At 38.0% G+C, this 12,648-nt stretch carries 10 protein-coding genes; 9 read left to right on the top strand and 1 reads right to left on the bottom strand.

Going from position 1 to position 12,648, the window contains the following annotated elements; all coding sequences use genetic code 11:
* Positions 1-27: 27 nt before the first annotated feature.
* The gene (locus VH441_RS05400) at positions 28-702 is read left to right on the top strand and encodes an ABC transporter ATP-binding protein (protein ID WP_434352648.1); all 675 of its coding nucleotides are present in this window, start codon (positions 28-30) and stop codon (positions 700-702) included.
* Here VH441_RS05400 and VH441_RS05395 read toward each other — a convergent pair.
* Positions 638-1,237: a hypothetical protein gene (locus VH441_RS05395; RefSeq protein ID WP_434352647.1), complete on the bottom strand. Its 600-nt coding sequence runs from the start codon at positions 1,235-1,237 to the stop codon at positions 638-640. The genes VH441_RS05400 and VH441_RS05395 overlap by 65 nt on opposite strands.
* 28 nt (positions 1,238-1,265) lie before the next feature.
* Here VH441_RS05395 and VH441_RS05390 point away from each other — a divergent pair, with 28 nt between their 5' ends.
* The 8 genes from VH441_RS05390 to era all read left to right on the top strand — a co-directional run bounded on the left by VH441_RS05390 (position 1,266) and on the right by era (position 12,637).
* Positions 1,266-2,282: a capsule biosynthesis protein gene (locus tag VH441_RS05390; RefSeq protein ID WP_434352646.1), complete on the top strand. Its 1,017-nt coding sequence runs from the start codon at positions 1,266-1,268 to the stop codon at positions 2,280-2,282.
* A 159-nt stretch (positions 2,283-2,441) separates the two neighbouring features.
* Positions 2,442-4,178, top strand: a complete 1,737-nt coding sequence (locus VH441_RS05385; RefSeq protein WP_434352645.1) for a polysaccharide biosynthesis/export family protein — start codon at positions 2,442-2,444, stop codon at positions 4,176-4,178.
* A 34-nt stretch (positions 4,179-4,212) separates the two neighbouring features.
* Positions 4,213-6,492 (top strand): capsular polysaccharide biosynthesis protein, encoded by a 2,280-nt coding sequence (locus VH441_RS05380; RefSeq protein ID WP_434352644.1) that lies wholly within the window; start codon positions 4,213-4,215, stop codon positions 6,490-6,492.
* Positions 6,493-6,592: 100 nt separating this feature from the next.
* The gene (locus tag VH441_RS05375) at positions 6,593-7,831 is read left to right on the top strand and encodes a capsule biosynthesis protein (protein WP_434352643.1); all 1,239 of its coding nucleotides are present in this window, start codon (positions 6,593-6,595) and stop codon (positions 7,829-7,831) included.
* Positions 7,832-7,967: 136 nt separating this feature from the next.
* On the top strand, positions 7,968-9,767 hold the full coding sequence (gene lepA, locus VH441_RS05370; protein ID WP_434352642.1) for a translation elongation factor 4: 1,800 nt from the start codon (positions 7,968-7,970) through the stop codon (positions 9,765-9,767).
* Positions 9,768-9,784: 17 nt separating this feature from the next.
* Complete coding sequence (lepB, locus tag VH441_RS05365; protein WP_434352641.1) at positions 9,785-10,693, top strand: signal peptidase I; 909 nt, start codon at positions 9,785-9,787, stop codon at positions 10,691-10,693.
* A gap of 106 nt (positions 10,694-10,799) precedes the next feature.
* Positions 10,800-11,525 (top strand): ribonuclease III, encoded by a 726-nt coding sequence (gene rnc / locus VH441_RS05360; RefSeq protein ID WP_434354363.1) that lies wholly within the window; start codon positions 10,800-10,802, stop codon positions 11,523-11,525.
* 98 nt (positions 11,526-11,623) lie between these two features.
* Positions 11,624-12,637 carry a GTPase Era gene (era, locus tag VH441_RS05355; RefSeq protein WP_434352640.1) on the top strand — a complete coding sequence of 338 codons (1,014 nt, stop codon included), beginning with the start codon at positions 11,624-11,626 and terminating at the stop codon, positions 12,635-12,637.
* The last annotated feature ends 11 nt before the right edge of the window (positions 12,638-12,648 follow it).

Genomic DNA, 12,648 nt, shown 5'->3' with positions numbered 1-12,648 from the left:
ATTTAAATAAGATTAGAAGATAAGCAGATGATTACACTTAAGAATGTCACTAAGTCGTTTATGACACCAAAGGGCAGGCATTATTTATTTAAAGACTTAAATTTAACTATTGAAGATAAGCAAAGTGTTGGCTTACTTGGACGCAATGGTGCCGGTAAGTCAACTTTATTACGTATTATCTGCGGTTTAGATCGACCTGATTCTGGCGTTGTCGAGACAGACTCAACGATCTCTTGGCCGGTAGGTGTGGCCGGTGGATTTCAAGGGAGTTTAACAGGTCGCCAAAATGTTCGTTTTGTTTGTCGTTTATATTCAAGCGGCGCATTCATTGATGAAAAAATACGTTTTGTAGAAGAATTTGCAGATATTGGTCGATATTTTGATATGCCGGTTAAAAGTTATTCATCAGGTATGAAGTCGCGTTTAACTTTTGGGTTAAGTTTGGCCTTTGATTTTGACTATTATATGTTGGATGAAGCGGGTGCTGTTGGAGACGCGGCATTTAGAAAAAGAAGTGAAGAAATATTGGAAGCACGGAGAAAACAGGCCGGTTTCTTAGTGGTGTCACATAATTTGGGTGATATTGAAAGAAACTGTGATATTGGGGTTGTTTTAATGAATCAATCAGCAAAAGTGTTTACAAATACAAAAGAAGCGATTGAGGTTTATAAAGAGCATGTCCATAAGTCACGTGCAAACTAAGTTTGATTGCTGGGGTAAAAATAGTGAAAGATAATGTATCAGCTGAATCTGTAGCGGCACCAAAGCCAAAGGCAGAAGCACCAAAGCCAAAGGCAGAAGCACCAAAGCCAAAGGCAGAAGCACCAAAGCCAAAGGCAGAAGCACCAAAGCCAAAGGCAGAAGCACCAAAGCCAAAGGCAGAAGCACCAAAGCCAAAGGCAGAAGCACCAAAGCCAAAGGCAGAAGCACCAAAGCCAAAGGCAGAAGCACCAAAGCCAAAGGCAGAAGCACCAAAGCCAAAGGCAGAAGCACCAAAGCCAAAGGCAGAAGCACCAAAGCCAAAGGCAGAAGCACCAAAGCCAAAGGCAGAAGCACCAAAGCCAAAGGCAGAAGCACCAAAGCCAAAGGCAGAAGCACCAAAGCCAAAGGCAGAAGCACCAAAGCCAAAGGCAGAAGCACCAAAAAAGAATGAGCAATCAATCAAGAACAAAAGATTTAAAGATAAATGGTCTAGAAATCTTGTAAGCTTTAGCTTATTTTCCTTTTTGGTCATCATCCCGTGGTTATTAGTGATTTTCTACGTGGTGTTTATTGCGCAACCACGTTATACATCGACTTCTGAAGTTGTGGTAAAGCAAGTTAGTGATACACAAGTATCTCCCAATGGAGGATTTGCTGCTTTATTAGGCGTTAATAACACAAGTAGTGAAGATGCCAATTATTTGACGCAATTTATTTTGTCAAATGATATGGTTAAACGATTAGACACAAAATTTGATTTTCATAATGCATATTATATAAATGGCAAAGATTTTATTTATGAATTGTCTGAAGATGCCAGTCAAGAAGAGCTTCTAGAGTATTTTAAAAAACGTGTGCATATCGATCTTGATGAGCAAACAAAAGTACTTTCTGTTACGACAGAAGGTTTTGATGCTGAATATAGTGTGGAACTTAATAAAGCTATTTTAGGTCTTTCAGAGCAGTTTATTAATCAGATGTCTAATAAAATTGCAGTTGAGCAACTACAGTATGCAAAAAAACAATTAGATGAATCAAAAAAAGACTTAGATGCTAAAAAGTCATGGATGTTGCAATATCAAAATAAAAATCAAATTTTTGATCCGCAGACTAATGCAGCTATGGTTAATCAATTAATTGGTAATTTGCAAGCGCAACTGGCAAGTTTACGCACAGAACAACGACAAAAACGAAGTTACTTAAATGATAATGCGCCAGAGTTGGTTTCTATTGCCAGTCAGATAAGGGCTGTTGAAACACAAATTCAAGAGGAACGTGCTAAATTAACCTCTAACTCCAATGTAAAATTAAGCCAACAAACAATTCAGTTTGAGACTATTAAGTCTGAAGTAGAATTTGCTTCAGAAATGTACAAAGTTGCGCTTTCGTCTTATGAACAGGCAAAGCTTGAAGCTTTTCGTAAAATGAAAAATCTGGTGGTGATCTCTGCGCCTTATCAAGCAGAAGAAGCTTTGTATCCAAGAAAAGGGTACATTATCGGCACATCATTAGCATTGTTACTTATTTTGTACGGTTTTGTCCGTTTAGTGATGGCTGTTATTAAAGATCATAGTAATTAAATTAATAGAGCCATTAATTTGTTAAACGTTAAGAATATGAAACGATAGTAAATTATTTTTCCAACACAATGTATACATTTTACACTTATATTTTGGTATAGATTGGTTGGCATCTTGATTGAAATACTGAGATAGATAAATATAGACAGGAAGCTGCTTATGAACAAGCAATATCCATTAACCGTTGCCATATGTGCGCTGATGGTTACTCAATCAATCGCTGCAACGACCACATTTGGTAGCAACGCAAATATGAGTGTTAATAATGAAGGCTTAGCAAATACAGATAGTACTACTACAGCTGAAGCAGTTGCGGCAGCAAGCATGCCTTCAAGTTCAATTATTTACAATTCAACAAATGCTTATCAAAATGGCTATCAAGATTCAAATAGCCAAGATGCTAACATGTTTGGTTCGCAATTGTTTCGAGGGGCATTTGCAACAGGTGCCGGTTCTAGTTTTAATCAAAGCTATGTGATTAATCCAGGAGATAACGTCCAAGTCCGTATGTGGGGCGCTTATCAGTTTGCTGCAACTATGACGGTTGATCCACAAGGCAATATCTTTTTACCAAACGTTGGACCAGTTCGTTTACAAGGTGTATCAAACGGTAAACTTCAGAATGTAGTCCAAGCCGCAGTTCGTAGTGTTTACCGCGCGAATGTTGGCGTGTATGCAGCGCTTGAAGAAGCACAACCGGTTAAAGTATTTGTCACTGGGTTTGTTAATCAACCAGGTTATTATGGTGGTTTAGCAGCAGACTCTGCTATTTCATATCTCGATAGGGCGGGTGGTGTGGATCCGCAAAGCGGAAGTTATATTAGCATTCAAGTTATACGACACGGGCGCAAAATGATAGATGTTAATTTGTATGACTTTTTATTATTTGGTGCATTGCAACCGTTTGCATTTAGAGATGGCGATGTCATTAAAGTGTCTCCACAGCAACATACGTATTCGGTATCTGGTAGTGTAAAAAATGAATATACCTATGAGTTTAATAAAGATCGCCCAAAAACGGTTGTAGAAGCGCTAAGAATGGCGGCGATTGACACAGATGCAACGCATGTGAGTATCACTCGTGGTGTTGATTTTTCTGGTCGTGAGCAAGTGTCGGAATATTATCCACTAAATGATTCAAGACTAAGTTCTATGCAAGTTACGCGTGGTGATCATTTGGTGGTATCATCAGATCGCTATGCAGGTACGATTGCTGTACAAGTGAAAGGCGCCCATACTGGCAATGGCGCTTTAATTGTTAAAAATGGCACACATTTAAAAGATGTGATTCCTCAGTTACAACCGACTGAGCTGGCTAATTTAGAAAATTTAACCATTTATCGTGCTTCAGTTGCTGAAAAGCAGAAAAAATTGATTAATGAGTCATTAAATAGATTAGAAGAAATGACTTTAGCGAGCCAATCAACAACACGAGAAGAAGCGGAATTACGTCAAGATGATGCTAATTTAATAAAACAATTTATCGCAAAAGCCAGACAAGTTAAAACAGATGGACGCATTGTTGTAGTCGAGGACTCTTGGCAGGATATTATTTTACAACAGGGTGATATCATTGAAATACCAGAAAAAACTTCTGTGATTACGGTTAATGGTCAGGTACTTGCACAGGGCGCGCTTACTTTTAATCCTGATTTAACGGTTGGTGATTATGTTGCTAAATCAGGGGGCTTCAACAATAATGCAGATGAAGAAGAAATTTTAGTTGTACATCAAAATGGTGAGACTCAGGTTGTTAATACAGCATACCGAATTCAGCAAGGTGATGAAATTATGGTACTGCCTAAAATTAAAACCAAAAATGTTGAAATTGCTCGTGGTTTATCGCAAATATTCTATCAAATTGCTATTGCCACTAAGGTTGTTTTAGGCTTATAGAAGTCGCCTAATAATTTTGTATATGACATAATAAATGACCTTAAATTTGAATGTACCTAATAAAAATCAGCTGAAACTACCGCCAAATTTAGCGGTAGTTGGTAAAGGTATGATTACCAATAATGACTTGCTTGAAGCGACATTGGAATCAGGCGTTGTGCGTTGGTATCCTTGGTCTTTAAAAGTGCAACGTGATTATTTACCATCTGCTTTTATTGGTTGGGGACGAAAAAAGAGTTACTATAGAGCTCTTAAAGCCTCAAAAAAATTAAATGTAAAGGTCTTTAGTATAGAAGATGGTTTTTTGCGATCGTTAGACTCAGGGGTAAATAGTCGTCATGCTGTGAGTCTGGTCGTTGATGATCTAGGCATTTATTTCGATCTGGAAAATCCTTCTAGATTAGAACAACTTGTAACACAGAGAATTACTCAAAAAAAAGATGACAGCATTTGGTCTGAACAACATCAAGATTATGCACGTTATCTTATTGATAAAATTATCTCACATAAACTCTCAAAGTATAATGAAATACTGACGGCTCCAGTTTTATCTATGCTAGCTGGCATAAATGCCGACACTCCTCATATTTTATTAATTGATCAAGTATTAGACGACGCTTCAATTAAAGGAGCGGGAGCAAACAAACAACAGTTTAAAAATATGCTAAAGGATGCCTGTAAAAATCATCCTGACGCTCATATTTGGATTAAAGCACATCCTGCAGGCAAAAAAGGGTATTTAACTCAATTAAGTTTACCTAAAAAACATATAAAACGGATTCACATATTAACTGAAAAAATGAACCCGATTGCTTTATTGCAGCAGGTAGCAGCAGTTTATACAGTGAGTTCACATATGGGATTTGAAGCATTATTATTAAATAAAGTTGTACATTGTTATGGCGTTAACTGGTACGCAGGCTGGGGTTTAACAGACGATAGTAAAGCACCTAAGAAGCTATTAAAGAAGGTTAAACAACGTCACAATGATTCATTAGGTAGTCATAACTTACATGACTCAGAAGCATTGCTACCTACTATTGAGCAGTTATTTTTTGCAGCATATATTGATTATAGCAAATATGTTGATCCTGCCAGTGGCGTCAGTTGTGACATTGATACGGCGATGGATTGGCTGATTACCAACAGTAGGTGGCATAACCTTCTACAAGGTAATTTAATGGTTTATGAGTTTAGCCAATGGAAGTTTCCATTTGTAAAAGCGTTTGTTGGCTTTCCTAAAACCCAACTATTTTTTAAGCCAAAACAAAAGCTAAACAATTTAGCAAACCCGAATCATTATTTTGTAAATAATAACAGTCCATTTTTAGTTTGGGGGCTTGCAAAGCGCCTACAAATCGGTGAACACAAAACAAGTAACCACGTTTATTGTATGGAAGATGGCTTTATTCGTTCAAACGGCTTAGGTGCAACATTACTTGCGCCTTTGTCTGTTGTGTTGGATAAACAAGGTATTTATTATAATGCAACAGAACCATCTGATTTAGAAGGTTTGTTAAAAAACAGCCTTCCGTTAACTGAACAACAAAATGCCAGAGCAGAAAAATTACATCAATATATGCTCGCCAATAAAGTAAGTAAGTATAATGTTGGCAACCAAATAAATGCTGATAAATTACATTGGCTAAAAGCAATACAAACAACGAAAAAGCATAAAATATTAGTCGTTGGGCAAGTAGAAGATGATTTGTCGGTCCAATTTTGTGGTTCTATGATTACAAAAAATGCTGAGTTAATTAAACGCGTTTGTGTTGATAACCCGAATGCCTATATTGTGTATAAACCACATCCGGATGTAGAAGCAGGATTGCGAACGGGCAAGGTAGATAAAGCCACATTAGGTTTAGCAGATGCAGTTGCCCATGATGTTGCTATGCCAGATTGCTTAGCGTTAATTGATGAGGTGCATACAATCAGCTCCTTAACAGGGTTTGAAGCTTTATTGAGGGAAAAAAAGGTAACTTGTTATGGGTTGCCATTTTATGCTGGATGGGGGCTAACAAATGATATAGACTCAGATATTATGCCTAAATCAAATTTTTTAAAACGGCGAGAACGTCATGTCGATTTAACTTTAAACCAACTCATTTATTGTACCTTAATTGAATATCCTTTATACCGCTTACCCGGTGGCTATGGGCTTGCGCAAGTAGAGCAAGTGATAGATTATTTATATAAAAACGAAAATAGCCAACAAACTCCGCAAAAACAAAAGTTAATCAGTAAACTTGTTGGACAAAGCAAGTTAAGGTTTATGCAAATACGAAATCGCATTAAAAGCCGAAGCCAATAAAAATTAAAACTTTGTTACAATACAGATACAGCCATTTATGCTATTATAGCGACGTTTCTTAAGATGCTTTTTATAGCGAAATTCTAGGCAATTATTACCCATGAAAACCACCTCTATGCAACGCTTGTTAACCTATCAGCATGTATTGTTGCTACAGGGCAAAATGGGGTCATCCTTTAGTCGGTTTGCTTCTTTTTTATTAGATCAAAATATAGCGGTTAGTAAAATTAATTTTAATGCTGGTGATGCCTTTTTTTATCAGCATGATAATGCTTACGACTATAAGGGAGCGGTTGATGAGTTTGATGGCTGGTTAGCTAAGTTTGTCGAAACGCATGATATTGATGCGATCGTCTGCTTTGGTGATTGTCGTCCACATCATTTAAAGGCTGCCGAATACTGTGAGCAATCTAAAACCAGCTTTTTTGTATTTGAAGAAGGCTATCTTAGACCTGACTATATCACTTTTGAAGAGCACGGTATTAACGGCTTTTCTCGTCTAGATGTTAATAAAATCCATAATTTGCCAAAAGCACATGACAAACCACTTTATACCAATAATCGGTTTTATCGTTTGTGTTGGGCGGCGATTATTTACTATATTGTTGTTAGGCTAAACAAAAAAAAGTATCCAAACTATTATCATTATCGTGGATTAACGGCCATTCAAGAAGCAAAAGCGTGGATAAAAGCACCTTATCGTAAAATACGGGACCATGCGCGTGATCAACGTTTGTTAGAAAAAATGATAGCGCAGCATAAAAAGGCGTATTTTGTCTGTACTCTGCAAGTACATAAAGATACACAAATCACACATCATAGTGATTACACGGATGTGAAAGATTTTATTAATGAGGTGGTAAGTAGCTTTGCCAGCCATGCAGATGCAAGTCATCATCTAGTTTTTAAACATCATCCACTTGATAGAGGGCATAGAGATTACCGTAAATATATTGCGCAACTTGCACATCAACTTGGTGTTGCTGAGCGTGTGCATTACGGTTGTGATATGCATTTACCAACGCTGATAAGAAATAGCCTTGGTATGGTAACGGTGAATAGTACAACAGGACTTCAGTCAATTTATCATAAAAAGCCAATTAAGTTGATGGGACGTGCGATTTATAATGTAGAAAAGTTAACTGACCAAAAACCATTAGATGAGTTTTGGATAAATCCGCAACAGCCAGACAATGAATTTTATCTCAGGTTTCGTGAATACTTAATTGAAGAAAATCAGCTTAATGGTTCATTTTATGGTAAGTCTCCTTGGATGGATGAGTATCAAAATAAAACCAAATCAGTCCAATTATTAAAACAATCAAAGAATAAATCATAAATTTAGTTTGTTTTCATTAATATTAATGACGCTCTAAGCGTTTCCTTGTTATAATCAGTCAGTTAAACATGGCTGATTTTTTTAATTTAATTTTTAAAAATTTGTAATTAATTTTGATAGACATAAGTAGGCTTTAGTGACGGCATTAACTAACATTCGTAATTTTTCCATCATTGCTCATATCGACCACGGTAAATCTACACTGGCAGATCGCTTCATTCAAATGTGTGGCGCATTACAGGATAGAGAAATGCAAGAGCAGGTCTTAGATTCAATGGATATTGAGCGAGAGCGAGGCATTACCATTAAAGCACAGTCTGTTACTCTATATTATGACCACCCAAATGGTGAGAAGTATCAGCTTAACTTTATTGATACGCCAGGACACGTAGATTTTTCTTATGAAGTTTCTCGTTCACTAGCCGCCTGTGAAGGGGCTTTGTTAGTGGTTGATGCAGCACAAGGGGTCGAGGCTCAATCTGTTGCGAATTGCTATACAGCGGTTGATCAAGGGTTAGAAGTTTTACCTGTTTTAAATAAAATCGATTTACCACAAGTAGAACCTGAGCGTGTCATTCAAGAAATTGAAGATATTATTGGGATTGAGGCGGATGAAGCCCCACGTGTTTCGGCAAAATCGGGATTGGGTGTTGATGAGCTCTTACAGGTTTTAGTAGAGCGTATTCCGTCTCCAGAGGGAGATAGAGACGCACCACTTCAAGCATTGATTATCGACTCTTGGTTTGATAACTATTTGGGCGTGGTGTCACTGGTGCGTGTGCGTCAAGGTCGTCTTAAAAAAGGTGATAAAATTTATATCAAATCAACAAAAGAGGCACATCCAGTTACCTCAATTGGTGTATTCACACCAAAACCTCTAGAAACAGGTGTGTTAGAAGCAGGGGAGGTGGGTTTTGTTATTGCGGGTATTAAAGACATTCAAGGTGCTCCGGTTGGTGATACGATTACCCATGACAAAACGCCAGATGTAGAAAACATTCCTGGATTTAAACAAGTCACGCCTCAGGTATATGCTGGTATGTTCCCTGTAGATTCTAGTGATTTTGAGAAGTTCCGTGAAGCTTTGCAAAAACTACAAATTAACGATGCGGCATTATTTTTTGAGCCAGATACTTCAGATGCCCTAGGTTTTGGTTTCCGCTGTGGTTTTCTTGGTATGCTCCATATGGAAATCATTCAAGAGCGTTTGGAACGAGAATATGATCTTGATTTGATTACGACCGCCCCATCGGTAATTTATGAAATTGAAAAGAAAAATGGGGATGTGATTCATGTAGATAACCCAAGTAAGTTACCAGATGTAGGGGTTATTCAAGAGTTTCGTGAGCCAATTGCCCGCTGTCATATTCTTGTACCACAAGACTACCTTGGCAATGTGATGACTTTGTGTATCGAGCGTCGTGGCGTGCAAGTAGACATGCGTTTTATGGGCAATCAGGTTCAGTTGATATTTGATATTCCAATGGGTGAAGTAGTCATGGACTTTTTTGATCGTCTTAAGTCGGTATCTCGTGGTTTTGCCTCATTAGACTATGGTTTTGAACGATACGAAGCAGATAAATTGGTACGTGTTGATGTGTTAATTAATGGCGATAAAGTAGATGCTTTAGCAATGATTGTCCATCAGGATAATGCGCGTTTCCGTGGCAATCAGTTGGTTGTTAAAATGAAAGAGCTGATTCCTCGCCAGATGTTTGATGTGGCGATTCAAGCAGCGATTGGTAGCCAAATCATCGCACGTAGTACGGTAAAAGCGATGCGTAAAGATGTTACTGCTAAATGTTATGGTGGTGATGTGTCGCGTAAGAAAAAACTACTACAAAAACAAAAAGAAGGTAAAAAGCGTATGAAGCAAGTGGGCAGTGTAGAAATCCCGCAAGAAGCGTTTTTAGCAGTTCTTAAAGTTGATGATTAATAGGATAAGGTACCTTCATGGATTTTGATTTTAATTTAATTTTAGTACCATTAACCTTAATATTAGGGGCGATTTGGCTGGCTGATAAATTTATTTTACGTCAGCGTAAACAACGTGGGAAAGGGCAAGAATCTTTTACTGTGCGCCAAGCTTATGATTTCTTCCCCATTTTGATGGTGGTGCTTATTGTTCGTTCATTTATTGTTGAACCATTTAACATCCCGTCATCGTCTATGGTACCAACACTGTATACCGGTGACTTTATTACGGTAAATAAAACCGCTTATGGCTTGCGTTTGCCTTTACTTAACACCAAAGTTTTAGATACAGGTAGTCCACAGCATGGTGATGTGGCGGTATTTCGTTTTCCTGAAAATCCCAAACAATACTATATTAAACGAGTGATTGGTTTGCCAGGGGATACAGTAAGCTATGATAATGGGGTGTTATCAATCAATGGTGAGGCAATGCCAACAGAACAAGTTGACTTTACCGCCAATGAAGCACTGGTGAATGGCTTGTATCCTGAAGGGATAGAAATTAATAATGAAACACTTAACGAGCAACAAGCCATAAAATTAAGCCAATATGAAGAAAGTTTGGTTAGCTATTCAAAAGAAAAAATAGGGGAACATACCCATCTTATCCGTGATATTGACGGTTTTGAAAGCGCAGCGAGACTTGATGCGACTTTTTTGCGTGAGCACTCACCAAGTGTCGTAGCAACCGAAGGTAAGCAATGGCAAATTAAAGTACCAGAAGAACAATATTTTGTGATGGGTGACAACCGTGATAGCAGTAAAGATGGGCGGTTTTGGGGTTTTGTGCCAGATAAAAATTTAGCAGGTAAAGCCAGCTATATTTGGATGCATAAAGAAGCTGGACTAAAAATGCCAAGCTTTAGCAGAAATGGCAGCATCGACTAACCCATCATAAACTAACAGAATTTTGTAGAATGTAGGCAACATTTTGAATAAACCAATTGAAACAGAAACCAATCGTAAACCCAGAGCAGTTAACAAATCAGTTAAACTGTCATTAAAGCTTGTGCGTCAGTTACAGGTTTTAGGTAATAGCTTGGGCTATACCTTTAAAGACGTTAATTTACCTCAACTTGCCTTAACGCACCGTTCGTTTAATAGTAAAACAAACTACGAGCGTTTGGAGTTTTTAGGCGATGCTTTATTGGGTATGATTATTGGCGAAGCCTTGTATCAGCGTTACCCTGAACATCAAGAAGGGCAACTAACGCGCATGCGTGCTACCTTGGTTCGTCAAGAGTCGTTGGTTAAAATTGCGCAATCGCTTCAGCTGTCTGACTACTTAATTCTTGGTGTTGGTGAGCGTAAAGGCGGTGGTAGACAAAGAGCCTCAATTTTGGCAGATACCGTTGAATCACTGATTGGTGCAATATACCTTGATAGTGGCGATATTGAGGTGGTTAGAGCATGCGTATTATCATGGTACGGCGATTTAATAAACAGTGTAAGTGAGCAAAAAATGCTGAAGGATGCTAAAAGTCGCTTGCAAGAGTGGCTTCAAGCCAAGCAGTTAGATTTGCCACATTATGAGCTATTAGAAACCATTGGTAATGCACCCAATCAGACTTTTGTGGTGAGCTGTCAGGTGAAAGTGAAAGATTGTCCTGAAATTATGCAATCTGGTGAAAGCAGAAGGATTGCTGAGCAAAAATCAGCAGAACTGATGATTAATCAGCTAAATAAATTACCAAAGGCAGTGGCAAGCCATAAATTGTGAAAAATACTTATGGTGCATGACAGTACAATAAATAAGTTATTTTCACCCAATTTTTTTTAATTCTCTGAGCAAAAGCTCAGCCTATATGATACCTAACTATGACAGAATCAAAACAAAATAAAGATTTAGACTCGACTGAACAAAATCAATCAACCATTGATGCATTTTTTAATGGCGATACAAAACCTGACTATCGTCATTTTAAATCAGGCTATGTGGCGATTGTGGGTCGTCCTAATGTTGGTAAATCAACCTTAATGAACCACCTATTAGGACAAAAGCTTTCTATTACCTCACGAAAACCGCAAACCACTCGTCATCGTATTCATGGCATTTTATCTAATGAGCGTATGCAGGCGGTATTTGCCGATACCCCAGGTATCCACACTAAAGAGGTAAAAGCAATTAATGAACGTATGAACAAAGCCGCTGTTTCTACTTTAGTAGATGTAGATTTGGTGTTGTTTGTGGTAGATAGCGATCAATGGCGAGAAGATGATTTGCTAACGCTAGAAAAGCTTGGCGAAACGGATTTACCTGTTGTATTAGTCATCAACAAGGTTGATACAATGGATGATAAATCTGCATTATTACCACTGATTGAAGAGTTTAATGAAAGTTTTGATTTTGCTGATATCATTCCTGTTTCTGCTCAAAAGAATCAAAATCTTGATCGTTTAGAAGAAGTCATTGAGCAATTTTTGCCAAACGGCGAGCCAATTTATGATGTTGAGCAAATGACCGACCGTTCTGAACGATTTTTAGCAAGCGAAATGATTCGTGAAAAAATTATGCGTAGCTCTGGTGATGAAGTACCGTATGACTTGACCGTACAAATTGACGAGTTTAGAGATGAGCCTGCGCATACTGATCCAAAAACAGGCAAAAAACGCAAGGCGTGTACCTTTATTGATGCCACTATTTTTGTTGAGCGTAAAGGGCAAAAAGCGATTGTGATTGGTGAGAAAGGCAAGCGTATCAAACAAGTGGGTATTGAGGCTCGTCAAGATATGGAAAAAATGTTTGATCGTAAAGTGATGCTGACGCTGTGGGTTAAGGTTAAGCGTGGTTGGTCGGACGATGACAGAGCTTTAACTAGTTTGGGTTATTGATTGGAGCCGTT

Source organism: Psychrobacter sp. HD31 (assembly GCF_051097895.1).
In the GTDB taxonomy this organism is placed as follows: domain Bacteria; phylum Pseudomonadota; class Gammaproteobacteria; order Pseudomonadales; family Moraxellaceae; genus Psychrobacter.
The sequence above is the reverse complement of the archived record's forward strand: the minus strand, read 5'-3'. Positions and strand labels throughout refer to the sequence as shown.